The sequence below is a fragment of the Pseudomonas sp. SIMBA_041 genome (genome assembly GCF_046535095.1).
Lineage (GTDB): Bacteria > Pseudomonadota > Gammaproteobacteria > Pseudomonadales > Pseudomonadaceae > Aquipseudomonas > Aquipseudomonas mucoides.
In genome coordinates, this window is sequence record NZ_JAWRXJ010000008.1 from 1 (window position 1) to 26458 (window position 26458).

The 26458-nt window shown below is 54.7% G+C and carries 29 protein-coding genes and 4 tRNA genes; all 33 read left to right on the forward strand.

Translation table 11 applies throughout. The annotated features are described in order from the left end of the window. Nucleotides 1-152: 152 nt before the first annotated feature. The 33 genes from birA to rplX all read left to right on the forward strand — a co-directional run bounded on the left by birA (nt 153) and on the right by rplX (nt 26451). A complete protein-coding gene (birA, locus tag SB725_RS19695; protein ID WP_027924381.1) occupies nt 153-1112 on the forward strand; it encodes a bifunctional biotin--[acetyl-CoA-carboxylase] ligase/biotin operon repressor BirA in 960 nt (319 codons plus the stop codon). Further along, complete coding sequence (locus tag SB725_RS19700) at nt 1102-1851, forward strand: pantothenate kinase (RefSeq protein ID WP_027924380.1); 750 nt, start codon at nt 1102-1104, stop codon at nt 1849-1851. Before birA ends, SB725_RS19700 begins: the two co-directional genes overlap by 11 nt. Before the next feature lie 7 nt (nt 1852-1858). Next, a complete protein-coding gene (locus SB725_RS19705) occupies nt 1859-2299 on the forward strand; it encodes a hypothetical protein (protein ID WP_027924379.1) in 441 nt (146 codons plus the stop codon). A gap of 144 nt (nt 2300-2443) precedes the next feature. Next, a tRNA-Tyr gene (locus SB725_RS19710) sits at nt 2444-2528 on the forward strand. Nucleotides 2529-2552: 24 nt separating this feature from the next. Further along, nucleotides 2553-2626: transfer RNA gene (locus tag SB725_RS19715), tRNA-Gly, on the forward strand. Nucleotides 2627-2652: 26 nt separating this feature from the next. Continuing rightward, nucleotides 2653-2728: transfer RNA gene (locus SB725_RS19720), tRNA-Thr, on the forward strand. A gap of 84 nt (nt 2729-2812) precedes the next feature. After that, complete coding sequence (gene tuf / locus SB725_RS19725) at nt 2813-4006, forward strand: elongation factor Tu (RefSeq protein WP_027924378.1); 1194 nt, start codon at nt 2813-2815, stop codon at nt 4004-4006. Nucleotides 4007-4059: 53 nt separating this feature from the next. Beyond that, nucleotides 4060-4135, forward strand: a tRNA-Trp gene (locus SB725_RS19730). A 45-nt stretch (nt 4136-4180) separates the two neighbouring features. Then, nucleotides 4181-4549: a preprotein translocase subunit SecE gene (secE, locus tag SB725_RS19735; RefSeq protein ID WP_007896620.1), complete on the forward strand. Its 369-nt coding sequence runs from the start codon at nt 4181-4183 to the stop codon at nt 4547-4549. A 9-nt stretch (nt 4550-4558) separates the two neighbouring features. Then, nucleotides 4559-5092, forward strand: a complete 534-nt coding sequence (gene nusG / locus SB725_RS19740) for a transcription termination/antitermination protein NusG (protein WP_007896622.1) — start codon at nt 4559-4561, stop codon at nt 5090-5092. 117 nt (nt 5093-5209) lie between these two features. Further along, complete coding sequence (gene rplK / locus SB725_RS19745) at nt 5210-5641, forward strand: 50S ribosomal protein L11 (RefSeq protein ID WP_007933726.1); 432 nt, start codon at nt 5210-5212, stop codon at nt 5639-5641. After that, nucleotides 5641-6336, forward strand: a complete 696-nt coding sequence (gene rplA / locus SB725_RS19750) for a 50S ribosomal protein L1 (RefSeq protein ID WP_003186095.1) — start codon at nt 5641-5643, stop codon at nt 6334-6336. The genes rplK and rplA overlap by 1 nt, the downstream gene beginning before the upstream one ends. Nucleotides 6337-6534: 198 nt before the next feature. Then, nucleotides 6535-7035, forward strand: a complete 501-nt coding sequence (gene rplJ, locus SB725_RS19755) for a 50S ribosomal protein L10 (RefSeq protein ID WP_027926086.1) — start codon at nt 6535-6537, stop codon at nt 7033-7035. Between the two features lie 78 nt (nt 7036-7113). After that, a complete protein-coding gene (gene rplL, locus SB725_RS19760) occupies nt 7114-7479 on the forward strand; it encodes a 50S ribosomal protein L7/L12 (RefSeq protein WP_027926087.1) in 366 nt (121 codons plus the stop codon). A gap of 220 nt (nt 7480-7699) precedes the next feature. Then, nucleotides 7700-11773, forward strand: coding sequence for a DNA-directed RNA polymerase subunit beta (gene rpoB / locus SB725_RS19765; protein ID WP_027926088.1), 4074 nt, complete (start codon nt 7700-7702; stop codon nt 11771-11773). Nucleotides 11774-11837: 64 nt separating this feature from the next. Next, nucleotides 11838-16037, forward strand: a complete 4200-nt coding sequence (rpoC, locus tag SB725_RS19770) for a DNA-directed RNA polymerase subunit beta' (RefSeq protein ID WP_007896632.1) — start codon at nt 11838-11840, stop codon at nt 16035-16037. A gap of 216 nt (nt 16038-16253) precedes the next feature. Beyond that, nucleotides 16254-16625, forward strand: coding sequence for a 30S ribosomal protein S12 (gene rpsL, locus SB725_RS19775; RefSeq protein WP_002555494.1), 372 nt, complete (start codon nt 16254-16256; stop codon nt 16623-16625). Nucleotides 16626-16743: 118 nt separating this feature from the next. Further along, on the forward strand, nt 16744-17214 hold the full coding sequence (gene rpsG, locus SB725_RS19780; protein WP_002555493.1) for a 30S ribosomal protein S7: 471 nt from the start codon (nt 16744-16746) through the stop codon (nt 17212-17214). 30 nt (nt 17215-17244) lie between these two features. Next, complete coding sequence (gene fusA, locus SB725_RS19785) at nt 17245-19350, forward strand: elongation factor G (RefSeq protein WP_027926089.1); 2106 nt, start codon at nt 17245-17247, stop codon at nt 19348-19350. Between the two features lie 30 nt (nt 19351-19380). Further along, complete coding sequence (gene tuf / locus SB725_RS19790) at nt 19381-20574, forward strand: elongation factor Tu (protein WP_027924378.1); 1194 nt, start codon at nt 19381-19383, stop codon at nt 20572-20574. Nucleotides 20575-20733: 159 nt separating this feature from the next. Further along, a complete protein-coding gene (gene rpsJ / locus SB725_RS19795) occupies nt 20734-21045 on the forward strand; it encodes a 30S ribosomal protein S10 (RefSeq protein WP_003186070.1) in 312 nt (103 codons plus the stop codon). An 80-nt stretch (nt 21046-21125) separates the two neighbouring features. After that, nucleotides 21126-21761, forward strand: a complete 636-nt coding sequence (rplC, locus tag SB725_RS19800) for a 50S ribosomal protein L3 (RefSeq protein WP_003186059.1) — start codon at nt 21126-21128, stop codon at nt 21759-21761. Nucleotides 21762-21773: 12 nt separating this feature from the next. Continuing rightward, entirely contained in the window at nt 21774-22376 is a 603-nt protein-coding gene (gene rplD, locus SB725_RS19805; RefSeq protein WP_007896707.1) for a 50S ribosomal protein L4, read from the forward strand. Next, complete coding sequence (gene rplW, locus SB725_RS19810) at nt 22373-22672, forward strand: 50S ribosomal protein L23 (protein ID WP_002555488.1); 300 nt, start codon at nt 22373-22375, stop codon at nt 22670-22672. The genes rplD and rplW overlap by 4 nt, the downstream gene beginning before the upstream one ends. A 14-nt stretch (nt 22673-22686) precedes the next feature. Further along, on the forward strand, nt 22687-23511 hold the full coding sequence (rplB, locus tag SB725_RS19815; protein ID WP_003176423.1) for a 50S ribosomal protein L2: 825 nt from the start codon (nt 22687-22689) through the stop codon (nt 23509-23511). Nucleotides 23512-23527: 16 nt separating this feature from the next. Next, on the forward strand, nt 23528-23803 hold the full coding sequence (gene rpsS, locus SB725_RS19820; protein WP_002555486.1) for a 30S ribosomal protein S19: 276 nt from the start codon (nt 23528-23530) through the stop codon (nt 23801-23803). An 11-nt stretch (nt 23804-23814) separates the two neighbouring features. Continuing rightward, nucleotides 23815-24147, forward strand: coding sequence for a 50S ribosomal protein L22 (gene rplV / locus SB725_RS19825; RefSeq protein ID WP_003103908.1), 333 nt, complete (start codon nt 23815-23817; stop codon nt 24145-24147). 13 nt (nt 24148-24160) lie between these two features. Then, nucleotides 24161-24847, forward strand: coding sequence for a 30S ribosomal protein S3 (gene rpsC / locus SB725_RS19830; protein ID WP_003176422.1), 687 nt, complete (start codon nt 24161-24163; stop codon nt 24845-24847). Nucleotides 24848-24859: 12 nt separating this feature from the next. Then, nucleotides 24860-25273 carry a 50S ribosomal protein L16 gene (gene rplP / locus SB725_RS19835; protein WP_007943783.1) on the forward strand — a complete coding sequence of 138 codons (414 nt, stop codon included), beginning with the start codon at nt 24860-24862 and terminating at the stop codon, nt 25271-25273. Next, nucleotides 25273-25464 carry a 50S ribosomal protein L29 gene (gene rpmC / locus SB725_RS19840; RefSeq protein ID WP_002555481.1) on the forward strand — a complete coding sequence of 64 codons (192 nt, stop codon included), beginning with the start codon at nt 25273-25275 and terminating at the stop codon, nt 25462-25464. Before rplP ends, rpmC begins: the two co-directional genes overlap by 1 nt. A gap of 2 nt (nt 25465-25466) precedes the next feature. Further along, complete coding sequence (gene rpsQ, locus SB725_RS19845; protein ID WP_003176419.1) at nt 25467-25733, forward strand: 30S ribosomal protein S17; 267 nt, start codon at nt 25467-25469, stop codon at nt 25731-25733. A gap of 23 nt (nt 25734-25756) precedes the next feature. Continuing rightward, nucleotides 25757-26125 carry a 50S ribosomal protein L14 gene (gene rplN, locus SB725_RS19850; protein ID WP_002555479.1) on the forward strand — a complete coding sequence of 123 codons (369 nt, stop codon included), beginning with the start codon at nt 25757-25759 and terminating at the stop codon, nt 26123-26125. 11 nt (nt 26126-26136) lie between these two features. Beyond that, a complete protein-coding gene (rplX, locus tag SB725_RS19855; RefSeq protein WP_003176416.1) occupies nt 26137-26451 on the forward strand; it encodes a 50S ribosomal protein L24 in 315 nt (104 codons plus the stop codon). Nucleotides 26452-26458: the final 7 nt, after the last annotated feature.

Genomic DNA, 26458 nt, shown 5'->3' on the forward strand with positions numbered 1-26458 from the left:
GTAGGTCATCGTCAAGATTAAATTCCGAAACCCCTATCTGCGTATGCAGGTAGGGGTTTTGTTTTGCCCGCTGGAAATCCGTCTTGTCGGTTTTCTATGCAACGGCTCGGGGCATGGCTATCATGCGGGCCTCATTGTGAGGCGAGACTTGCATGCTGACGTTGTTAAAGCTTCTTAAAGATGGCCGGTTCCATTCGGGCCAGACCCTGGGTGCTGCACTGGGGATCAGTCGTAGTGCGGTGTGGAAGCAGCTTCAGCATCTAGAGGCTGAGCTTGGCTTGTCAGTTCATAAGGTGCGCGGTCGCGGATATCAGCTGGCTGCACCGTTGACGCTATTGGATCCTGTCGCCATATCGGACGAGGCGCCTGCTTGTGGCTGGCCAATTTTGCTCTTCGACTCAATAGACTCCACCAACGCTGAGGCCTTGCGCGCTATCGAGCGTGGTCAGGCTGCGCCATTTTTGGTGCTTGCCGAGCGCCAGACAGCTGGTCGCGGGCGGCGAGGGCGCAAGTGGGTCAGCCCTTTTGCAGAGAACGTCTATTACAGCCTGGTATTGCGCATTGATGGTGGAATGCGGCAGCTGGAGGGTTTGAGCCTCGTTGTCGGTCTTGCTGTCATGCAGACATTGCGAGCGCTCGGTGTTCCAGGAGCGGGATTAAAATGGCCCAACGATGTTTTGGTGGGGCAGAAAAAGATCGCCGGGATATTGCTCGAATTGGTGGGTGATCCTGCGGATGTCTGTCACGTAGTGCTGGGTGTTGGAATAAACGTCAATATGCAGATGACTGAAGAGGTTGATCAGCTATGGACGTCAATGCGTCTGGAGTCAGGTAAGGCCTTTGACCGCAATCACCTGGTTTCGGAATTGGGCTCGATGCTCCAGAAATACCTGGCTCGACACCAGTTAGACGGATTTTCCTCTATCCAGTCGGAGTGGGAGCAAAACCATCTTTGGCAGGGGCGGGCAGTGTCTTTGATTGCCGGCGTAAGCCAGATAGATGGTGAGGTATTGGGTATCGACAGTCAGGGGGCTTTGCGCTTGAAAGTAAATGGCGTTGAAAAAGTCTTTAGTGGTGGTGAGCTCAGTTTGAGGTTGCGCGATGATTCTTGAGCTCGACTGTGGAAACAGTTTTATCAAATGGCGTGTGCTCTGTGCAGATGTCCGGCGAGTGTTTAGTGAAGGTGTGGTTGATTCGGATGATGCTTTGTTGGAGGGCTTGAGCAATCTAGATGGGCTCGCACTTAAGCATTGTCGGTTGGTCAGCGTTAGAACGGCTGAAGAAACCGCTGCTTTAGCTTCTATATTGACGCAAGCTTTCGGTGTATCCGTGGTGTGCGCGACTCCAGCCCGCGAAATGGCCGGAGTACGCAACGGGTATGACGAGTTTGAGCGGCTGGGTCTCGATCGCTGGCTTGCGATGCTCGGAGGGTTTCATCTGGCTTCCGGCGCGTGTCTGGTGCTTGATTTCGGTACCGCTGTGACGGCCGACTTCATTGCAGCGGACGGGGAGCACCTCGGTGGCTTTATCTGTCCTGGGATGCCCTTAATGCGCAACCAGTTGCGAACCCATACTCGAAAAATTCGATACGGTGACCTGGCTGCCGAGCGAGCGCTCGAAAGTCTCGCTCCTGGCCGTACAACCGTCGAAGCGGTAGAGCGAGGGTGCTCTCTTATGCTGAGGGGGTTTGTCCTGACTCAGTTGGAGTTGGCGCGTAGTTACTGGGGGGATGAGTTTACTGTATTCCTTACCGGGGGCGATGCGACGCTGGTTTCCGGAATCGTGCCCGAAGCCAGGCTGGTTCCAGACCTGATTTTTGTAGGTTTAGCGATGGCATGTCCATTGTCCTGAGGTTTTTATGCGCTGGTTGTTCCTCTTGCTGCTCGTACTCAACGTCTTCTATTACATTTGGCATCAACAAGAGGCCCCGCTGCGGGCGAAAGATGTAACGCCTTTGAGCTTGTACCGAGGGGCGCAACAGGATATTCGCTTGTTAAGCGAGGCGGCGGAAACGACTCGAGATAAAGGAAAATCCGCAGAGGCGGTTAATGGTTGTCTCTATTTGGGGGGCTTTGCTCGCCAGGAGACCGTCCTGCTGGTAGGGCGCCGACTGGGAGAGATAGGCGTCAAGTATCAGTCTTTGCCGAAAGACGCCGTCGAGTCGTCTGGTTATTGGGTGCGTGTAGCCCCCGAAAGCCAGCGTTTGCTGGATGATTTGCAGCTGCTAAACCTTTCTAAAGAATTCAATGAGTTAAAACATAAAATAATGCCGTGTGAGGGGGTTGCACCGGCTGAATAGTTTGCATAGAATGGCGCCCGCTTCGCAGTGAAGACCTTTAGCGGTCAGCAGTGCGGAAGCGGTGTCAATGCAGCTAACCTCAGGTTTTTAATGAGAAAAATGCTTGACAGAAGGCTGGCATGATGTAGAATGCCGGCTCGCTTAGGAGGGGTTCCCGAGCGGCCAAAGGGATCAGACTGTAAATCTGACGTCTACGACTTCGAAGGTTCGAATCCTTCCCCCTCCACCAATTTTAGCGAGAGCTGCAAGCTCCGCGGGTATAGTTTAGTGGTAGAACCTCAGCCTTCCAAGCTGATGATGCGGGTTCGATTCCCGCTACCCGCTCCAAGTTTGCAGATCCTGCAAAGTGTTACGCTCTTGTAGCTCAGTTGGTAGAGCACACCCTTGGTAAGGGTGAGGTCAGCGGTTCAAATCCGCTCAAGAGCTCCATATAACAAGGCAGATATGAAAATATCTGCCTTTGTTTTAATGGTTGATATTACTTGCTCAATTCTTTTGTTGGGGGTTGTTTCGATGGCTAAGGAAAAGTTCGATCGTTCGCTGCCGCACGTTAACGTTGGTACTATCGGTCACGTTGACCATGGTAAGACTACGCTGACTGCTGCTCTGACTCGCGTTTGCTCCGAGGTTTTCGGTTCGGCCATCGTTGATTTCGATAAAATCGACAGCGCGCCAGAAGAAAAAGCTCGCGGTATCACCATTAACACCGCACACGTCGAGTACAACTCGAAGATTCGTCACTATGCTCACGTTGACTGCCCAGGTCACGCTGACTATGTGAAGAACATGATCACTGGTGCTGCCCAGATGGACGGCGCTATCCTGGTTTGCTCGGCCGCTGATGGTCCGATGCCACAAACCCGTGAGCACATCCTGCTGTCCCGTCAGGTAGGCGTTCCGTATATCGTGGTTTTCCTGAACAAGGCTGACCTGGTAGACGACGCTGAGCTGCTGGAACTGGTTGAGATGGAAGTGCGCGATCTGCTGAGCACTTACGACTTCCCGGGCGACGACACTCCGATCATCATCGGTTCGGCGCGTATGGCTCTGGAAGGCAAAGACGACAACGAAATGGGCACCACTGCCGTTCGTAAACTGGTTGAGACTCTGGACAGCTACATCCCAGAACCAGTTCGTCTGACCGACAAGCCGTTCCTGATGCCAATCGAAGACGTATTCTCGATCTCCGGTCGCGGTACTGTTGTGACTGGTCGTATCGAGCGCGGTATCGTTCGCGTTCAGGATCCACTGGAAATCGTTGGTCTGCGTGACACTACCGTCACCACCTGCACCGGTGTTGAAATGTTCCGCAAGCTGCTCGACGAAGGTCGTGCTGGCGAGAACTGCGGCGTGCTGCTGCGCGGCACCAAGCGTGACGACGTTGAGCGTGGCCAGGTTCTGGTTAAGCCGGGTTCGGTTAAGCCGCACACCAAGTTCACCGCAGAAGTTTACGTTCTGAGCAAGGAAGAAGGCGGCCGTCATACTCCGTTCTTCAAAGGCTACCGTCCACAGTTCTACTTCCGTACTACTGACGTGACTGGTAACTGCGAGCTGCCAGAAGGCGTTGAAATGGTAATGCCAGGTGACAACATTCAGATGACTGTTACCCTGATCAAAACCATCGCGATGGAAGATGGTCTGCGTTTCGCTATCCGTGAAGGCGGTCGTACCGTCGGCGCTGGCGTCGTAGCCAAAATCATCGAGTAAATTGTTGTAATGTCTTTTTCGGGCCGGCATAATGGTCGGCCTGATTTTGTTTTAGGTCAGTAGCTCAATTGGCAGAGCGACGGTCTCCAAAACCGTAGGTTGGGGGTTCGATTCCCTCCTGACCTGCCAGATTCACTTGGTGTGTCTGGCTTTCTTTTCACAGGATCTTCATAGATGACTCCTAAAGCTGAAGCTCAAGGCTCTCGCTTCGATCTGCTCAAGTGGCTAGTAGTAGTCGCTTTGGTGGTTGTTGGCGTTGTTGGCAATCAGTATTACTCTGCTTCGCCGATCCTGTACCGTGTACTTGCACTGCTCGTCATTGCTGCTGTAGCTGCCTTTGTAGGCCTGCAGACAGTCAAGGGCAAGTCTTTCTTTGTACTGGTTAAGGAAGCTCGCACTGAGATTCGTAAAGTCGTATGGCCAACTCGCCAAGAAACCACGCAGACCACGTTGATTGTTGTGGCTGTTGTTCTGGTTATGGCGTTGCTGTTGTGGGGGCTTGATTCCCTCCTCGGCTGGCTTGTTTCCTTGATTGTCGGCTAAGGGTGTCCCGTGGCTAAGCGTTGGTACGTTGTGCATGCTTACTCCGGTTACGAGAAGCATGTCATGCGCTCGTTGGTAGAGCGCGTAAAGCTGGCTGGCATGGAAGATGGCTTCGGCGAAATTCTGGTTCCCACTGAAGAAGTGGTTGAAATGCGTAATGGCCAGAAGCGCAAAAGCGAGCGCAAGTTCTTCCCAGGTTACGTGCTGGTACAGATGGATATGAACGAGGGTACTTGGCACTTGGTCAAGGATACGCCTCGGGTGATGGGCTTCATTGGCGGTACTGCCGATAAGCCTGCGCCAATTACAGATAAAGAGGCAGAAGCAATTCTGCGTCGCGTTGCTGATGGTAGTGATAAGCCGAAGCCGAAGACATTGTTCGAGCCGGGCGAGTCGGTACGGGTCAATGACGGGCCGTTTGCTGATTTTACTGGCACGGTTGAAGAAGTTAACTACGAGAAGAGCCGGATCCAAGTGGCAGTGCTCATTTTCGGTCGCTCTACCCCGGTAGAGCTAGAGTTCAGCCAGGTCGAAAAGGTCTAGCTGAGCAAGCATCCCAACCCCGCAGCCCTAGGCTGTGGGGTTTTGTCGTCACTGGGATAAACGCGCAAGTAACCGGGGAGCCTTTCGAGGCGTTTGAACCCGTAATTGGAGTGCCTCATGGCCAAGAAAATTACCGCTTACATCAAGCTGCAAGTGAAGGCCGCTCAGGCTAACCCAAGCCCACCTGTTGGTCCTGCTCTGGGTCAGCACGGCGTGAACATCATGGAATTCTGCAAGGCCTTCAACGCCCGTACTCAGGGTCTTGAGCCAGGTCTGCCGACTCCAGTGATCATCACTGTCTACAGCGACCGTAGCTTCACTTTTGAAACCAAGTCCACCCCTGCTTCGGTTCTGCTGAAGAAGGCTGCTGGTCTGACTAGCGGTTCCGCTCGTCCGAACACCGTTAAGGTTGGCACCGTGACCCGTGCTCAGCTGGAAGAAATCGCGAAAACCAAAAACGCGGATCTGACTGCAGCTGATATGGAAGCAGCCGTGCGTACTATCGCCGGTTCTGCTCGTAGCATGGGCCTTAACGTGGAGGGTGTGTAATGGCTAAGTTGACCAAGCGTCAAAAGGCTATCGCCGGCAAAATCGAAGCAGGCAAGGCCTACAACTTTGTAGACGCTGCTGCTCTGCTGGCTGAGCTGTCGACTGTCAAGTTCAGCGAGTCGTTCGACGTTGCTGTTAACCTGGGTGTTGACCCGCGTAAATCTGACCAGGTTGTTCGTAGCGCTACTGTGCTGCCACACGGCACTGGCAAGACCGTTCGCGTTGCTGTGTTCACCCAGGGTCCAGCTGCTGAGGCCGCTCTGGCTGCCGGCGCTGACCGTGTAGGTATGGACGACCTGGCTGCCGAAATGAAAGGCGGCGACCTGAACTATGACGTAGTTATCGCATCCCCGGATGCAATGCGCGTTGTTGGTCAGTTGGGTCAGATCCTCGGTCCACGCGGCCTGATGCCTAACCCTAAAGTCGGCACCGTAACTCCAGACGTAGCTACCGCGGTTAAAAACGCCAAAGCTGGTCAGGTTCGTTATCGCACCGACAAAAACGGCATCATCCACACTTCCGTTGGCAAGATCGGCTTCGACGCCGTCAAGCTGAAGGAAAACGTTGAAGCCCTGATCGCTGATCTGAAGCGTATCAAGCCAGCTTCCTCGAAAGGCATTTACGTCAAGCGCGTTACCCTGAGCACCACTATGGGCCCAGGTCTGGTCATCGACCAAAGCTCGCTCGACGCGTAAGACATAGGTTGGCGCGAGCGATCGCGCCAATTGAAAGATTGGGGTCCCTGCCTGGCGGGGGCTATCCAAGACCGTAGGCGACGCAAGTCTTAAACCTCAAGCCTACGCAGATGGTGCTCCCGGTTCCTTACCGAATCAGACACCAAAACGACATCCGGCTTCGGCCAGATGAAACGGTAACAAGCAGGAGTTAAACCCGTGGCAATTAATCTCGAAGACAAGAAGGCCATCGTCGCTGAAGTCAACGAGGCTGCCAAAGTCGCTCTGTCCGCTGTCGTGGCTGATGCCCGTGGCGTAACAGTAGGCGCGATGACCGGACTCCGTAAAGAGGCTCGTGAAGCTGGCGTTTACGTACGTGTTGTACGTAACACCCTGCTCAAGCGCGCTGTTGCTGACACTGAATACAGTGTCCTCAACGACGTGTTCACCGGCCCGACTCTGATCGCGTTCTCCAAGGATCATCCTGGCGCTGCTGCCCGTTTGTTCAAGGAATTCGCCAAGAGTCAGGATAAGTTCGAGATCAAGGCAGCTGCGTTCGAGGGCAAGTTCCTCGCAGCTAACCAAATCGACGTACTGGCAACACTGCCGACCCGTGACGAAGCAATTTCTCAGCTGATGAGCGTGATTCAAGGCGCTACCAGCAAGTTGGCTCGTACTCTGGCTGCAGTTCGCGACCAAAAAGAAGCTGTTGCAGCCTAAGGCTGAACATCTCCTTTCGCGTATTTTTGTTTATTTCGATGGCCGCGTAGGCCGTCCCCCAATTCAGGAAATACAGCAATGTCTATCTCCCAAGACGATATCCTCAACGCCGTAGCTGAAATGTCGGTTCTGCAGGTTGTTGAGCTGATCAAAGCTTTCGAAGAAAAATTCGGCGTTACCGCTGCTGCTGCATCGGCTGGTCCAGCTGCTGCTGCCGCTGTTGTTGAAGAGCAAACCGAATTCAACGTCATGCTGACCGAAGCTGGCGAGAAGAAAGTAAACGTGATCAAGGCAGTACGTGAACTGACCGGTCTGGGCCTGAAAGAAGCCAAGGCTGTAGTTGACGGCGCTCCTGCCATGGTTCTGGAAGCTGTTTCGAAAGACGCAGCTGACAAAGCCAAAGCTACTCTGGAAGAAGCAGGCGCTAAAGTCGAGCTGAAGTAAGCATCGACTTTGCTCCTCCAGCCCGAGCGTAAAGCGAAAGGCTGATGGCTGGTGGCTCTTGCCACCGGCCTTTTTCCGTTATTGGCAGCCGACTGGGTCGGTGCTGATAACGAGCTGTAACCACCCGATGTGGTGGCGCAAACCATGGGGTTTGCACGATTTTCTGGCTGCTCCCGTCGGGAGGGGCCAAACAAGCAGGTGACCAAGCTGGGGAACGCTGATGGCTTACTCATATACTGAGAAAAAACGTATCCGCAAGGACTTTAGCAAGTTGCCGGACGTCATGGATGTGCCGTACCTCCTGGCCATCCAGCTGGATTCGTATCGTGAATTCTTGCAAGCGGGAGCGACTAAAGATCAGTTCCGCGACGTGGGCCTGCATGCGGCCTTCAAATCCGTTTTCCCGATCATCAGCTACTCCGGCAATGCTGCGCTGGAGTACGTCGGTTATCGCCTGGGCGAACCGGCATTTGATGTCAAAGAATGCGTATTGCGCGGTGTAACTTACGCCGTACCTTTGCGGGTAAAAGTGCGCCTGATCATTTTCGACAAAGAATCGTCGAACAAAGCGATCAAGGACATTAAAGAGCAAGAAGTCTACATGGGTGAAATCCCCCTGATGACTGAGAACGGTACCTTCGTAATCAACGGTACCGAGCGTGTAATCGTTTCCCAGCTGCACCGTTCCCCGGGCGTGTTCTTCGACCACGACCGTGGCAAGACGCACAGCTCCGGCAAACTGCTGTACTCCGCGCGCATCATTCCTTACCGCGGTTCGTGGTTGGACTTCGAGTTCGACCCGAAAGACTGCGTGTTCGTGCGTATCGACCGTCGTCGCAAGCTGCCTGCATCGGTATTGCTGCGCGCGCTGGGCTATACCACTGAAGAAGTGCTGGATGCGTTCTACACCACCAACGTCTTCCACGTGCAAGGTGAAAACCTCAGCCTGGAACTGGTGCCTCAGCGTCTGCGTGGTGAAATTGCTGTCCTGGATATCCTGGATGACAAAGGCAAGGTTATTGTCGAGCAAGGTCGTCGTATCACCGCTCGCCACATCAACCAGCTGGAAAAAGCAGGGATCAAAGAGCTGCAAGTGCCTCTGGACTACGTCCTGGGTCGCACTACCGCCAAGGTCATCGTGCATCCGGCAACCGGCGAAATCCTGGCAGAGTGCAACACCGAGCTGAACACCGAGATCCTGGCGAAAATCGCCAAGGCCCAGGTTGTTCGCATCGAAACTCTGTACACCAACGATATCGACTGCGGTCCGTTTGTCTCCGACACTCTGAAGATCGACTCCACCAGCAACCAATTGGAAGCGCTGGTCGAGATCTATCGCATGATGCGTCCAGGCGAGCCGCCAACCAAAGACGCTGCCGAGACTCTGTTCAACAACCTGTTCTTCAGCCCTGAGCGCTATGACCTGTCTGCGGTCGGCCGGATGAAGTTCAACCGTCGTATCGGTCGTACCGAGATCGAAGGTTCGGGTGTGTTGTGCAAAGAAGACATTGTCGCGGTACTGAAGACTCTGGTCGACATCCGTAACGGTAAAGGCATCGTCGATGACATCGACCACTTGGGTAACCGTCGTGTTCGCTGCGTAGGCGAAATGGCCGAGAACCAGTTCCGCGTTGGCCTGGTACGTGTTGAGCGTGCGGTCAAAGAGCGTCTGTCGATGGCTGAAAGCGAAGGCCTGATGCCGCAAGACCTGATCAACGCCAAGCCAGTGGCTGCGGCGGTGAAAGAGTTCTTCGGTTCCAGCCAGCTGTCCCAGTTCATGGACCAGAACAACCCGCTGTCCGAGATCACCCACAAGCGTCGTGTGTCTGCACTCGGCCCTGGCGGTTTGACTCGTGAGCGTGCCGGCTTTGAAGTTCGTGACGTACACCCGACTCACTACGGTCGTGTATGCCCGATTGAAACGCCGGAAGGTCCGAACATCGGTCTGATCAACTCCCTGGCTGCCTATGCGCGCACCAACCAGTACGGCTTCCTCGAGAGCCCGTACCGTGTGGTGAAAGACGCTCTGGTCACCGACGAGATCGTGTTCCTGTCCGCCATCGAAGAAGCTGATCACGTGATCGCTCAGGCTTCGGCCACGATGAACGATAAAAAAGTCCTGATCGACGAGCTGGTAGCTGTTCGTCACTTGAACGAGTTCACCGTCAAGGCGCCTGAAGACGTCACCTTGATGGACGTATCGCCGAAGCAGGTAGTTTCGGTTGCTGCGTCGCTGATCCCGTTCCTCGAGCACGATGACGCCAACCGTGCGTTGATGGGTTCGAACATGCAGCGTCAAGCTGTACCAACCCTGCGCGCTGACAAGCCGCTGGTCGGTACCGGCATGGAGCGTAACGTAGCTCGTGACTCCGGCGTTTGCGTCGTGGCTCGTCGTGGCGGTGTTATCGATTCTGTCGACGCCAGCCGTATCGTGGTTCGTGTTGCTGATGACGAAGTTGAAACCGGCGAAGCTGGTGTCGACATCTACAACCTGACCAAGTACACCCGCTCCAACCAGAACACCTGCATCAACCAGCGTCCGCTGGTGCGTAAAGGTGATCGGGTTCAGCGTAGCGACATCATGGCTGACGGTCCGTCCACCGACATGGGTGAACTGGCTCTGGGTCAGAACATGCGCATTGCGTTCATGGCATGGAACGGCTTCAACTTCGAAGACTCCATCTGCCTGTCCGAGCGTGTGGTTCAGGAAGATCGCTTCACCACGATCCACATTCAGGAACTGACCTGTGTGGCGCGTGACACCAAGCTTGGGCCAGAGGAAATCACTGCAGACATCCCGAACGTGGGTGAAGCTGCACTGAACAAACTGGACGAAGCCGGTATCGTTTACGTAGGTGCTGAAGTTGGCGCAGGCGACATTCTGGTCGGTAAGGTCACTCCGAAAGGCGAGACCCAACTGACTCCGGAAGAGAAGCTGTTGCGTGCCATCTTCGGTGAAAAAGCCAGCGACGTTAAAGACACCTCCCTGCGCGTGCCTACTGGCACCAAGGGTACCGTCATCGACGTACAGGTCTTCACCCGCGACGGCGTTGAGCGTGATGCTCGTGCACTGTCGATCGAGAAGACTCAACTCGACGAGATCCGCAAGGATCTGAACGAAGAGTTCCGTATCGTTGAAGGCGCAACTTTCGAACGTCTGCGTTCCGCTCTGGTCGGCCACAAAGCCGAAGGCGGCGCCGGTCTGAAGAAAGGTCAGGACATCACCGACGAAGTTCTCGACGGTCTTGAGCATGGTCAGTGGTTCAAACTGCGCATGGCTGAAGATGCTCTGAACGAGCAGCTCGAGAAGGCTCAGGCCTACATCGTTGATCGTCGCCGTCTGCTGGACGACAAGTTCGAAGACAAGAAGCGCAAACTGCAGCAGGGCGATGACCTGGCTCCAGGCGTGCTGAAAATCGTCAAGGTTTACCTGGCAATCCGTCGCCGCATTCAGCCGGGCGACAAGATGGCCGGTCGTCACGGTAACAAAGGTGTGGTCTCCGTGATCATGCCGGTTGAAGACATGCCGCACGATGCCAATGGCACCCCGGTCGACGTTGTCCTCAACCCGTTGGGCGTACCTTCGCGTATGAACGTTGGTCAGATCCTTGAAACCCACCTCGGCCTCGCGGCCAAAGGTCTGGGCGAGAAGATCAACCGGATGATCGAAGAGCAGCGCAAAGTGGCTGAGCTTCGTACCTTCCTGGACGAGATCTACAACCAGATCGGCGGTCGTAACGAAGATCTGGATAGCTTCTCCGACCAGGAAATCCTGGATCTGGCGAAGAACCTGCGTGGCGGCGTTCCAATGGCCACTCCAGTGTTCGACGGCGCCAAGGAAAGCGAAATCAAGGCCATGCTGAAACTGGCAGACCTGCCAGAAAGCGGCCAGATGCAGCTGACCGACGGCCGTACCGGCAACAAGTTCGAGCGCCCGGTTACTGTTGGCTACATGTACATGCTGAAGCTGAACCACTTGGTAGACGACAAGATGCACGCTCGTTCTACCGGTTCGTACAGCCTGGTTACCCAGCAGCCGCTGGGTGGTAAGGCGCAGTTCGGTGGTCAGCGTTTCGGGGAGATGGAGGTCTGGGCACTGGAAGCTTACGGTGCCGCTTACACTCTGCAAGAAATGCTCACAGTGAAGTCGGACGATGTGAACGGCCGTACCAAGATGTACAAAAACATCGTGGATGGCGATCACCGTATGGAGCCGGGCATGCCCGAGTCTTTCAACGTGTTGATCAAGGAAATTCGTTCCCTCGGCATCGATATCGATCTGGAAACCGAATAACACGTGACGCGAATCGAGAGCGGGGCAGGATTGCCCGCTCTCTGCTCCGCCAGGAGGAAAGGCCTTGAAAGACCTACTGAATTTGCTGAAAAACCAGGGTCAAGTCGAAGAGTTCGACGCCATCCGTATTGGATTGGCATCGCCTGAGATGATCCGTTCGTGGTCGTTCGGTGAAGTTAAAAAGCCGGAAACCATTAACTACCGTACGTTCAAACCTGAACGTGACGGCCTGTTCTGCGCCAAGATCTTTGGCCCGGTAAAGGATTACGAGTGCCTGTGCGGTAAGTACAAGCGCTTGAAGCACCGTGGTGTGATCTGCGAGAAGTGCGGCGTTGAAGTCGCGCTGGCTAAAGTTCGTCGTGAGCGCATGGCGCACATCGAACTGGCCTCGCCAGTTGCCCACATCTGGTTCCTGAAATCGCTGCCGTCGCGTATCGGCTTGCTGATGGACATGACCCTGCGTGATATCGAACGCGTTCTCTACTTCGAGAGCTATGTCGTTATCGATCCAGGCATGACCACCCTTGAAAAAGGTCAGCTGCTCAACGACGAGCAGTACTTCGAAGCGCTGGAAGAGTTCGGCGACGATTTCGATGCCCGCATGGGTGCCGAAGCTGTCCGTGAGCTGCTGCACGCTATCGACCTGGAACACGAGATTGGCCGTCTGCGTGAAGAAATTCCGCAAACCAACTCCGAAACCAAAATCAAGAAGCTGTCCAAGCGTCTGAAGTTGATGGAAGCCTTCCAGGGTTCCGGCAACCTCCCAGAGTGGATGGTGCTGACCGTTCTGCCGGTTCTGCCGCCAGATCTGCGTCCACTGGTCCCGCTGGATGGCGGTCGCTTCGCGACTTCCGACCTCAACGATCTGTATCGTCGAGTGATCAACCGTAACAACCGCTTGAAGCGCCTGCTTGATCTGTCCGCTCCGGACATCATCGTGCGCAACGAAAAGCGTATGTTGCAGGAAGCCGTCGACGCACTGCTCGACAACGGTCGTCGTGGCCGCGCTATCACCGGTTCGAACAAGCGTCCTCTGAAATCCCTGGCTGACATGATCAAGGGTAAGCAAGGTCGTTTCCGTCAGAACTTGCTCGGTAAGCGTGTTGACTACTCCGGTCGTTCGGTAATTACCGTAGGTCCGACCCTGCGTCTGCACCAGTGCGGTCTGCCGAAGAAGATGGCTCTCGAGCTGTTCAAGCCGTTCATTTTCGGCAAGCTGGAAATGCGTGGTCTTGCGACCACCATCAAAGCTGCCAAGAAGATGGTCGAGCGCGAGCTGCCGGAAGTTTGGGACGTTCTCGCTGAAGTGATTCGCGAACACCCGGTTCTCCTCAACCGTGCACCGACCCTTCACCGTCTGGGTATCCAGGCGTTTGAACCGGTACTGATCGAAGGTAAGGCTATCCAGCTGCACCCTCTGGTCTGTGCTGCGTACAACGCCGACTTCGACGGCGACCAAATGGCCGTGCACGTACCGCTGACACTGGAAGCCCAGTTGGAAGCGCGTGCGTTGATGATGTCGACCAACAACATTCTGTCGCCAGCCAACGGTGAGCCAATCATCGTTCCTTCGCAGGACGTTGTATTGGGTCTGTACTACATGACTCGTGAAGCGATCAACGCCAAGGGCGAAGGTCGTGTGTTCGCGGATCTGCAGGAAGTTGACCGTGTGTTCCGTGCCGGCGAAGCCGCACTGCACGCTAAAGTCAAAGTGCGGATCAACGAAACCGTCAACGATCGTGATGGTGGCAGCGTCAAGAACACCCGTATCGTCGACACCACCGTCGGCCGTGCGCTGTTGTTCCAGGTTGTTCCACCTGGTCTGTCGTACGACGTCGTCAACCAGCCGATGAAGAAAAAGGCGATCTCCAAGCTGATCAACCAGTGCTACCGCGTGGTTGGTTTGAAAGAGACCGTGATTTTCGCTGACCAGTTGATGTACACCGGTTTTGCTTATTCGACCATCTCCGGCGTTTCCATCGGTGTTAACGACTTCGTTATCCCGGATGAAAAAGCCCGCATCATCGGTGCTGCCACCGACGAAGTGAAAGAGATCGAAAGTCAGTACGCCTCCGGCCTGGTAACCCAGGGCGAGAAGTACAACAAAGTGATCGACCTTTGGTCCAAGGCGAACGACGAAGTTTCCAAGGCGATGATGGCCAACCTCTCGAAAGAGAAGGTCATCGACCGTCATGGCGTCGAAGTCGACCAGGAATCTTTCAACTCGATGTACATGATGGCCGACTCGGGCGCACGGGGTTCTGCTGCGCAGATCCGTCAGCTCGCCGGTATGCGTGGCCTGATGGCCAAGCCGGACGGTTCCATCATTGAAACGCCGATTACTGCGAACTTCCGTGAAGGTTTGAGCGTACTTCAGTACTTCATCTCCACTCACGGTGCTCGTAAAGGTTTGGCGGATACCGCGTTGAAAACTGCGAACTCCGGTTACCTGACTCGTCGTCTGGTAGACGTGGCGCAGGATCTGGTAGTAACCGAGATCGATTGCGGCACCGAGCATGGCCTGGTAATGACTCCGCACATTGAAGGCGGTGACGTTGTTGAGCCGTTGGGTGAGCGCGTATTGGGTCGTGTTATTGCCCGTGACGTTTTCAAGCCAGGTACTGAAGAAATCATCGTTCCTGCCGGCACGCTGGTAGACGAGAAGTGGGTCGAGTTCATCGAGCTGAACAGCATCGACGAAGTGATCGTGCGTTCGCCGATCAGCTGCGAAACCCGCTACGGCATTTGCGCCAAGTGCTACGGCCGTGATCTGGCTCGTGGTCACCAGGTGAACATCGGTGAAGCGGTCGGCGTTATCGCTGCCCAGTCCATCGGTGAGCCGGGTACCCAGCTGACCATGCGTACGTTCCACATCGGTGGTGCGGCAAGCCGGACCTCCGCAGCTGATAGCGTTCAGGTGAAGAATGGCGGTACCGTCCGTCTGCACAACCTGAAGCACGTTGAGCGAGTGGATGGTTGCCTGGTTGCTGTGTCCCGTTCCGGTGAGCTGGCGATCGCTGATGACTTCGGTCGTGAGCGCGAGCGTTACAAGCTGCCGTACGGTGCTGTGATTTCGGTTAAAGAAGGTGACAAGGTCGACGCTGGCGCAATCGTGGCCAAGTGGGATCCGCACACTCACCCAATCGTTACCGAAATGAAAGGTACCGTGACCTACGTGGGCATGGAAGAAGGCATCACGATCAAGCGTCAGACTGACGAATTGACCGGTATGACCAACATTGAAGTACTTGACGCCAAAGATCGTCCAGCTGCCGGTAAAGATATCCGTCCTGCTGTGAAGATGGTTGATGACAATGGCAAGGATCTCTTGCTGCCGGGTACCGATGTAATTGCTCAGTACTTCCTGCCTGCTAACGCCCTGGTCGGTGTTGCGGACGGTGCGAAAATCGCGATCGGTGATGTTATCGCTCGTATTCCGCAAGAGACTTCGAAGACCCGTGACATCACCGGTGGTCTGCCGCGTGTTGCCGACTTGTTCGAAGCACGTCGTCCGAAAGAAGCCTCGATTCTGGCTGAAGTCAGCGGCACCATCGCGTTCGGTAAAGAGACCAAAGGCAAGCGTCGTCTGGTCATTACCCCGAACGACGGTAGCGATCCGTACGAAGAGCTGATTCCGAAGTGGCGTCACCTGAACGTCTTCGAAGGCGAACAGGTAAACCGCGGCGAAGTTATCTCCGACGGCCCGAGCGATCCACACGACATCCTGCGTCTGCTGGGTGTGAGTGCGCTGGCCAAGTACATCGTGAACGAGATCCAGGACGTTTACCGTCTGCAAGGCGTGAAGATCAACGATAAGCACATCGAGACCATCCTGCGTCAGATGCTGCGTAAAGTTGAAATCGCTGAATCCGGCGATTCCAGTTTCATCAAGGGCGACCAGATGGAATTGACTCACGTTCTGGTAGAGAACGAGCGTCTGGCTGGCGACGAGAAATTCGTTTCCAAGTTCACTCGCGTGCTGTTGGGTATCACCAAGGCGTCGTTGTCCACCGAATCGTTCATCTCGGCGGCTTCCTTCCAGGAAACCACTCGCGTACTGACCGAAGCGGCGGTAACCGGCAAGCGCGATTACCTGCGCGGCCTGAAAGAAAACGTGGTCGTGGGTCGTCTGATCCCGGCTGGTACCGGTCTGGCTTATCACAGCGAGCGCAAGCGTCGCCGTGATGCTGACAAACCGTTGCGCGTAAGCGCCAGTGAAGTGGAAGCTGCACTGACCGAAGCGCTGAACTCTAGCGGTAACTGAGTTCTGCGATAAATGAGCGTAAGGCCCTGGCTGCTCCGTTCATCGAATCGAGACAATTTGTCGAGGTTGGATGGGTGGGGAGGTCGGGGCCTTGCCTTGACTGGGGACAAGATCCTCTTTAGACTCTTGTACCCCTAAATTTGGCGGGAATTCGTTCCTGCCATTTTGCTTTTCTTGCAAGACAATAGCGTCGCAAGACAACAGTGGAGCTAGTAGATGGCAACTATCAACCAGCTGGTACGTCAGCCGCGTAAGCGTATCGTCGAGAAATCCGACGTGCCTGCGCTGCAGAACTGCCCGCAACGTCGTGGCGTATGCACCCGTGTGTATACCACCACGCCGAAAAAACCTAACTCGGCACTGCGTAAAGTATGCCGTGTGCGTCTGACCAACGGTTTCGAGGTTTCCTCGTACATCGGCGGTGAAGGCCACAACCTGCAAGAGCACAGCGTGGTACTGATCCGCGGCGGTCGTGTAAAAGACTTGCCAGGTGTTCGTTACCACACCGTACGCGGTTCTTTGGATACTTCCGGCGTTAAAGGTCGTAACCAGGGTCGTTCGAAGTACGGTACCAAGAAGCCTAAGTAGTAGCGGCTTTTTGTAAAAACTGATTTTCTATTTTTCTGAGTCGATAAGAGTAAGGTCGGAGGCGTCCCGCAAGGGCACCGATTCCGAGCGAACCTGAAGACCGTTTGAGGGCTTATCCATGCCAAGAAGACGCGTAGCAGCCAAGCGCGAAGTGCTTGACGATCCAAAGTACGGCAGCCAGATCCTGGCCAAGTTCATGAACCACGTTATGGAAAGCGGCAAGAAAGCCGTTGCCGAACGTATCGTTTATGGCGCGCTGGAAAAAGTTAAAGAACGCAAGAACAGCGATCCCCTGGAAATCTTCGAGAAAGCTCTCGACGCCATCGCTCCGCTGGTCGAAGTAAAGTCGCGCCGTGTAGGCGGTGCTACTTACCAGGTTCCGGTCGAAGTTCGTCCGTCCCGTCGTAACGCTCTGGCAATGCGCTGGTTGGTAGACTTCGCCCGCAAGCGCGGCGAGAAGTCTATGGCTCTGCGTTTGGCTGGCGAACTGTTGGACGCCGCTGAAGGTAAAGGTGCTGCAGTTAAGAAGCGTGAAGACGTGCACCGTATGGCTGAAGCCAACAAGGCTTTCTCGCACTACCGCTTCTAATTTCAGCGTCACTAATTTTGCGAGGGCTTTATGGCTCGTACTACACCGATTAACCGCTACCGTAACATTGGTATCGTTGCTCACGTGGATGCTGGTAAAACCACCACCACCGAGCGCGTCCTTTTTTACACTGGCAAAAGCCACAAGATGGGCGAGGTGCATGACGGCGCCGCGACCACAGACTGGATGGTGCAGGAGCAGGAGCGTGGTATTACCATTACTTCTGCTGCTATTACCGCCTTCTGGCAGGGTTCCGAGAAGCAGCACAAGGACCAATACCGTTTCAACGTCATCGACACCCCGGGCCACGTTGACTTCACTATTGAAGTTGAGCGTTCCCTGCGTGTTCTCGACGGCGCGGTCGTTGTGTTCTGCGGCACCTCGGGTGTTGAGCCTCAGTCGGAAACCGTATGGCGTCAAGCCAACAAGTACGGCGTTCCACGTCTTGTTTACGTAAACAAGATGGACCGTGCTGGTGCCAACTTCCTGCGCGTGATCGGCCAGATCAAGCAGCGTCTGGGTCACACTCCGGTGCCAATTCAATTGGCCATCGGTTCCGAAGACAACTTCCAGGGTCAGATCGATCTGATGGCTATGGAAGCTGTTTACTGGAATGACTCTGACAAAGGCATGGTTCCAGTTCGTAAGCCTATCCCTGCTGAACTGCAGGAGCTGGCTAACGAATGGCGCGGCAACATGATTGAAGCCGCGGCAGAAGCCAGCGAAGAGCTGATGAACAAGTACCTCGAGGGTGAAGAGCTCACCAACGCGGAAATCAAAGCGGCTCTGCGTCAGCGTACTATCGCTGGTGAGATCGTTTTGGCTGTTTGCGGTTCTTCCTTCAAGAACAAGGGTGTTCCCCTGGTTCTCGACGCCGTTATCGACTACCTGCCTGCTCCAACCGACATTCCTGCCATCAAGGGTACTGACCCGGATGACGAGACCAAGGAAATGGAGCGTCACGCAGACGACAGCGAGCCGTTTTCGGCTCTGGCGTTCAAGATCGCTACCGACCCATTCGTGGGTACCTTGACCTTTGTTCGAGTTTACTCGGGCGTGTTGGCCTCCGGCGACGGCGTGATCAACTCGGTTAAAGGCAAGAAAGAGCGCGTGGGTCGTATGGTGCAAATGCACGCAAACGCCCGTGAAGAAATCAAGGAAGTGCGCGCTGGTGACATCGCGGCCTTGATCGGCATGAAGGACGTCACCACTGGTGAGACTTTGTGCAACGCTGACAAGCCAATCATCCTGGTTCGTATGGACTTCCCGGAGCCGGTTATTTCGGTTGCCGTAGAGCCTAAGACCAAGGATGACCAGGAAAAAATGGGTATCGCTCTGGGCAAGCTTGCTCAGGAAGATCCATCTTTCCGCGTCAAAACCGATGAAGAGACTGGTCAAACGATCATCTCCGGCATGGGCGAGCTGCACCTGGACATCCTGGTTGACCGGATGCGCCGTGAGTTCAACGTCGAAGCCAACATTGGTAAGCCTCAGGTTTCCTATCGTGAGCGCATCACGAAGAACTGTGAAATCGAAGGCAAATTCGTTCGTCAATCCGGCGGTCGTGGCCAGTTCGGCCATTGCTGGATTCGTTTTGCTCCTGCTGACGAAGGTCAGGAAGGTCTGCAATTCGTGAACGAAGTCGTGGGTGGTGTGGTTCCTAAGGAATACATCCCGGCGATCCAGAAGGGTATCGAAGAGCAGATGAAGAACGGCGTTGTTGCCGGCTATCCGCTGATCGGCCTGAAGGCTACCGTGTTTGATGGTTCTTACCACGACGTCGACTCCAACGAGATGGCGTTTAAGGTGGCTGCTTCCATGGCGACCAAGCAACTGGCCCAGAAGGGCGGTGGTGAGTTGCTCGAGCCGATCATGGCGGTAGAGGTTGTTACGCCTGAAGACTATATGGGTGACGTGATGGGCGACCTTAACCGTCGTCGCGGCATGATTTTGGGTATGGAAGACACGGTCTCCGGCAAAGTAATTCGCGCCGAAGTTCCGCTGGGCGAGATGTTCGGTTATGCGACCGACGTTCGTTCCATGTCCCAGGGTCGCGCAAGCTACTCTATGGAATTCAAAAAATACAATACAGCTCCGTCGCACATCGTCGAAACTGTTACCAAAAAACAAGGCTGATTCAGCCCTTTAGGCAAGGAGTTAATTGTCGTGGCTAAAGAAAAATTTGATCGTTCCCTACCGCACGTCAACGTTGGCACCATCGGTCACGTTGACCACGGTAAAACCACTCTGACTGCAGCTCTGACTCGCGTCTGCTCCGAAGTATTCGGTTCGGCCATCGTTGATTTCGATAAAATCGACAGCGCGCCAGAAGAAAAAGCTCGTGGTATCACCATCAACACCGCGCACGTCGAGTACAACTCGAAGATCCGTCACTACGCTCACGTTGACTGCCCAGGTCACGCTGACTATGTGAAGAACATGATCACTGGTGCTGCCCAGATGGACGGCGCTATCCTGGTTTGCTCGGCCGCTGATGGTCCGATGCCACAAACCCGTGAGCACATCCTGCTGTCCCGTCAGGTAGGCGTTCCGTACATCGTGGTTTTCCTGAACAAGGCTGACCTGGTAGACGACGCTGAGCTGCTGGAACTGGTTGAGATGGAAGTGCGCGATCTGCTGAGCACTTACGACTTCCCGGGCGACGACACTCCGATCATCATCGGTTCGGCGCGTATGGCTCTGGAAGGCAAAGACGACAACGAAATGGGCACCACTGCCGTTCGTAAACTGGTTGAGACTCTGGACAGCTACATCCCAGAACCAGTTCGTCTGACCGACAAGCCGTTCCTGATGCCAATCGAAGACGTATTCTCGATCTCCGGTCGCGGTACTGTTGTGACTGGTCGTATCGAGCGCGGTATCGTTCGCGTTCAGGATCCACTGGAAATCGTTGGTCTGCGTGACACTACCGTCACCACCTGCACCGGTGTTGAAATGTTCCGTAAGCTGCTCGACGAAGGTCGTGCTGGCGAGAACTGCGGCGTGCTGCTGCGCGGCACCAAGCGTGACGACGTTGAGCGTGGCCAGGTTCTGGTTAAGCCGGGTTCGGTTAAGCCGCACACCAAGTTCACCGCAGAAGTTTACGTTCTGAGCAAGGAAGAAGGCGGCCGTCATACTCCGTTCTTCAAAGGCTACCGTCCACAGTTCTACTTCCGTACTACTGACGTGACTGGTAACTGCGAGCTGCCAGAAGGCGTTGAAATGGTAATGCCAGGTGACAACATTCAGATGACTGTTACCCTGATCAAAACCATCGCGATGGAAGACGGTCTGCGCTTCGCTATCCGTGAAGGCGGCCGTACCGTTGGTGCTGGCGTTGTAGCTAAAATCATCGAGTAATTATCTCTTCTGAGATAGCTCGGTTTTTTTGAGAAGGCCTCCGCTTAGCGGGGGCCTTTTTTATTGGGTTGACACCTATCTGGGGCGTCTATAGAATTGCGCCTCCTTTTAACGGGCGTATTGCGCTCGGTGGGAATAGCAGCCGGAGTCTGAAATCCAATGCAAAATCAGCAAATCCGTATCAGGTTGAAGGCTTTTGACCATCGCCTGATCGACCAATCCACCCAGGAAATCGTGGAAACCGCGAAACGTACTGGTGCTCAAGTGCGTGGTCCAATTCCACTGCCTACCCGTAAAGAGCGGTTCACCGTTCTGGTCTCCCCGCACGTCAACAAAGACGCGCGTGACCAGTACGAGATCCGTACTCATAAGCGCGTTCTGGACATCGTCCAGCCAACGGATAAAACCGTTGATGCTCTTATGAAGCTTGATCTTGCGGCCGGTGTGGAAGTGCAGATCAGCCTCGGCTAAGACTCGGTCTTAGTCGTGTAACGCTCTGAAATGGGCGGCCATAGCGGGTGAAAGCCCCGTACACTCATGAGGTTTACAACATGACTATTGGTGTAGTCGGTCGTAAATGCGGTATGACCCGTATTTTCACCGAAGAAGGTGTCTCCATTCCGGTCACGGTCATTGAGATCGAACCGAATCGCGTCACCCAGTTCAAAACTGAAGAGACCGATGGCTATCGTGCAGTGCAAGTCACTGTAGGCGAGCGTCGTGCTTCGCGTGTTACAGCTGCTCAAGCTGGCCACTTCGCTAAAGCGAACGTTGCTGCTGGTCGTACCGTAATGGAATTCCGTCTTGAAGAAGGCGAGTACCAGGCCGGCGATCTGATCAACGCTGAAATCTTCGCCGCTGGTCAACTGGTTGATGTAACCGGTCAGTCCAAGGGTAAAGGCTTCCAGGGTACGATCAAGCGTTGGAACTTCCGCGGGCAAGATAATACCCACGGTAACTCCGTGTCCCACCGCGTTCCAGGCTCTATCGGCCAGTGCCAGACTCCTGGTCGTGTATTCAAGGGCAAAAAAATGTCCGGTCATATGGGCGCTGAGCGCGTGACCGTGCAGTCCCTCGAAGTAGTGCGCGTGGACGCTGAACGCAATCTGTTGTTGGTCAAGGGCGCTGTTCCTGGCGCTACTGGCGGCAACTTGGTTGTACGTCCAGCAGCCAAGGCTCGCGGTTAAGGGGAAGCTGACATGCAATTAAATGTAAATGACGCTCAAGCGATCGAAGTTTCCGAACTGACATTTGGCGGCGAATTCAACGAGACGCTGGTTCACCAAGCAGTCGTGGCCTACATGGCCGGCGGCCGTCAGGGTTCCAAGCAGCAAAAGACCCGTTCCGACGTTCGTGGTGGCGGTAAGCGCCCATGGCGTCAGAAAGGTACTGGCCGTGCTCGTGCCGGTACTATCCGTAGCCCAATCTGGCGTGGCGGCGGTACCACTTTCGCAGCTCGTCCTCAGGATCACACCCAGAAGCTGAACAAGAAGATGTATCGCGCAGCAATGCGTTCCATCCTTGCTGAGCTGGTGCGTACTGATCGTCTGGTAGTGGTTCAGGACTTCGCTGTTGATGCACCGAAGACCAAAGATCTGCTGAACAAACTGACTGGCATGGGCTTGACTGACGTCTTGATCGTGTCTGAAGTCGTTGATCAGAACCTGTACCTGGCTGCTCGTAACCTGCCACACGTTGATGTACGTGACGTGCAAGGTTCCGATCCAGTTAGTCTGATCGCATACGACAAGGTGTTGATCACCGTGTCGGCCGTGAAGAAATTCGAGGAGCTGCTGGGATGAACCAGGAACGCGTATTTAAAGTTCTGCTTGGCCCGCACGTTTCCGAGAAGGCTACGGTTCTGGCTGACAAGAAAGGCCAGTTCGTTTTCAAGGTTGCAACTGACGCAACCAAGCTGGAAATCAAGAAGGCCGTCGAAAGCCTGTTCAGCGTGAAAGTAGAGCGTGTTACTACCCTGAATGTTCTGGGTAAGAGCAAGCGCACTGCTCGCGGTCTGGGCAAGCGTAATGACTGGAAGAAGGCAGTTATCTCCCTTCAGCCAGGCCAAGATCTCGATTTCAGCAGCAGTGCTGAGTAAGGAAGGGGTGCATCATGGCAATCGTTAAATGCAAACCGACTTCCCCTGGCCGCCGTTTTGTGGTCAAGGTGGTCAACCAGGAGCTGCATAAAGGCGCTCCTCACGCACCGCTGCTCGAGAAAAAATCGAAGACTGGTGGTCGTAACAACAATGGTCGCATTACCACTCGTCACATCGGTGGTGGCCATAAGCAGCATTATCGTCTGGTCGATTTCCGTCGCAACGACAAAGATGGCATCTCTGCCACTGTCGAGCGCATTGAATACGATCCAAACCGTACTGCTCACATCGCTCTGCTGCTGTACGCAGATGGCGAGCGTCGCTACATCATCGCCCCTAAAGGCGTGAGTGCTGGTGACCAGCTGATCGCAGGTGCTCTGGCACCGATCAAGCCGGGCAACGCTCTGCAACTGCGTAACATTCCAGTTGGTAGCACCGTACACGGCATCGAATTGAAGCCAGGTAAAGGCGCACAGATCGCTCGTTCCGCTGGTGCTTCGGCTCAGCTGATCGCTCGTGAAGGTGTCTACGTGACCCTGCGTCTGCGTTCTGGTGAGATGCGTAAAGTGCTGGCTGAATGCCGCGCGACCCTGGGTGAAGTCTCGAACTCCGAGCACAGCCTGCGTTCGCTGGGTAAAGCTGGTGCCAAACGCTGGCGTGGCGTTCGCCCAACCGTTCGTGGTGTTGCCATGAACCCGGTTGACCACCCACATGGTGGTGGTGAAGGTCGTACCTCTGGTGGTCGTCATCCGGTATCGCCATGGGGCTTCCCGACTAAGGGCGCGAAGACTCGTGGTAATAAGCGTACCGACAAAATGATCGTCCGTCGTCGCAAGTAAATAGAGGGATACGACAGTGCCACGTTCTCTGAAAAAAGGTCCTTTTATCGATCTTCACCTACTGAAGAAGATCGAAGTGGCGGCGGAAAAGAATGATCGCAAACCGGTGAAAACCTGGTCGCGTCGTTCGATGATCCTGCCACAAATGGTCGGTTTGACCATCGCAGTACACAACGGTCGTCAACACGTCCCAGTTCTCGTTAACGAAGACATGGTCGGCCACAAACTGGGCGAGTTCGCCGGTACCCGCACTTATCGTGGGCACGTGGCAGACAAGAAAGCCAAGCGTTAAGGGGTTAGGAAATGGAAGTAGCCGCTAAGTTGTCGGGCGCTCGAATCTCCGCCCAGAAAGCCCGCTTGGTCGCCGACCAGATCCGCGGGAAGAAGGTGGGCGAAGCGCTCAACTTGTTGGCTTTCAGCAGTAAGAAAGCCGCCGAGATCATGAAGAAAGTGCTGGAGTCGGCCGTAGCCAACGCCGAGCATAACGAAGGCGCAGACGTTGATGACCTTAAAGTCAGCACCGTTTTCGTCAACGAAGGGCGTTCGCTGAAGCGCATCATGCCACGTGCCAAAGGCCGTGCTGATCGCATCGTCAAGCGGTCTTGCCATATCACTGTCAAGGTTGCTGACAAGTAACGGAGTCGAAGAGATGGGTCAGAAAGTACATCCCATTGGCATTCGCCTGGGAATCGTCAAGGAGCACACCTCCGTCTGGTACGCAGACGGTCGGACTTATGCGGACTATTTGTTCGCTGATCTGAAGGTGCGTGAGTATCTCCAAGACAAACTAAAAAGCGCGTCCGTAAGCCGTATCGATATCCATCGTCCGGCTCAGACTGCACGTATCACCATCCACACCGCTCGTCCAGGTATCGTTATCGGGAAGAAAGGTGAAGATGTTGAGAAACTGCGTCAGGACCTGACCAAGCAAATGGGTGTGCCTGTGCACATCAATATCGAAGAGATCCGCAAGCCGGAGCTCGACGGTATGCTGGTTGCGCAGAGCGTAGCTCAGCAGCTGGAGCGTCGCGTAATGTTCCGTCGCGCTATGAAGCGCGCTGTTCAGAACGCCATGCGCATTGGTGCCAAAGGCATCAAAATCCAAGTGAGCGGTCGTCTCGGCGGTGCTGAAATCGCACGTACTGAATGGTATCGCGAAGGTCGTGTGCCACTGCACACCCTGCGTGCCGACATCGACTATGCCAACTACGAAGCTCACACCACTTACGGTGTGATCGGTGTAAAGGTTTGGATCTTCAAAGGCGAAGTAATTGGTGGTCGCCAAGAAGAACTGAAACCACAAGCACCAGCGCCTCGTAAAAAAGCTGCTAAGTAAGGGGTACGCCAAATGTTGCAACCAAAGCGTACGAAGTTCCGCAAGCAGATGACAGGCCACAACCGTGGTCTGGCACAGCGCGGTAGCAAAGTCAGCTTCGGCGAATATGCGCTGAAGTCTGTAGCTCGTGGTCGTCTCACCGCTCGTCAGATCGAGTCAGCGCGTCGTGCTCTGACCCGTCACGTTAAACGTGGCGGCAAGATCTGGATCCGTGTATTCCCGGACAAGCCTATTTCCAAAAAGCCCCTCGAAGTTCGGATGGGTAAAGGTAAGGGTAGTGTGGAGTACTGGGTTGCCCAGATTCAGCCAGGCAAAGTCCTGTATGAAATCGAGGGTGTTTCTGAAGAGCTGGCGCGTGAGGCTTTTGCCCTGGCTGCTGCAAAGCTGCCGCTCGCCACCGCCTTTGTTAAACGGACGGTGATGTGATGAAAGCGAATGAACTTCGTGAAAAATCCGCACAGCAGCTGAACGAGCAACTGCTCGGCTTGCTGCGCGACCAGTTCAATCTGCGTATGCAGAAAGCAACTGGCCAGTTGGGGCAGTCTCATCTGCTCTCGCAAGTTAAGCGTGACATCGCTCGCGTGAAGACTGTGCTCAACCAGCAGGCAGGTAAGTAATCATGGCTGAAGCCGAAAAAACTGTCCGTACGCTGACTGGCCGTGTTGTCAGCGACAAGATGGACAAAACCATCACCGTACTGATCGAGCGTCGCGTTAAGCACCCGATCTACGGTAAATACGTTAAGCGTTCGACTAAGCTGCACGCGCACGACGAAACCAATCAGTGCCACATCGGCGACAAAGTCACTATTCGTGAAACTCGTCCTTTGGCCAAGACCAAGTCTTGGGCGCTGGTTGATGTTCTCGAACGCGCTGTGGAAGTCTAAGGACTAGGGGTCGGAGAAATTATATGATTCAGACTCAATCCATGCTCGATGTGGCCGATAACAGCGGCGCTCGCCGTGTTATGTGCATCAAGGTGCTGGGTGGCTCCCATCGTCGTTACGCTGGTATCGGTGACATCATCAAAGTTACCGTGAAGGAAGCAATTCCTCGCGGTAAAGTGAAAAAAGGCCAAGTGATGACTGCTGTTGTAGTCCGCACTCGTCACGGCGTACGTCGTGCTGATGGCTCCATTATCCGCTTTGATGGCAACGCTGCTGTTCTTCTGAACAACAAGCAAGAGCCGATCGGCACCCGTATCTTTGGGCCAGTGACCCGTGAACTTCGTACTGAGAAGTTCATGAAGATCGTCTCGCTCGCCCCAGAAGTGCTGTAAGGAGATCCGACATGCAAAAGATTCGTCGTGACGACGAGATCATCGTGATCGCCGGCAAAGACAAAGGTAAGCGCGGTAAGGTGCTTAAGGTTCTCGCAAATAACCGTCTGGTTATCGGCGGTCTGAACCTGGTTAAGCGTCATACCAAGCCTAACCCGATGTCGGGCGTACAAGGCGGTATCGTCGAAAAAGAAGCTCCACTGGACGCTTCTAACGTCGCCATTTTCAACGGCGAAACCAACAAGGCTGACCGCGTTGGTTTCAAAGTAGAAGACGGCAAGAAAATTCGTGTCTTCAAGTCGACCCAAAAAGCGGTTGATGCTTGAACACTGC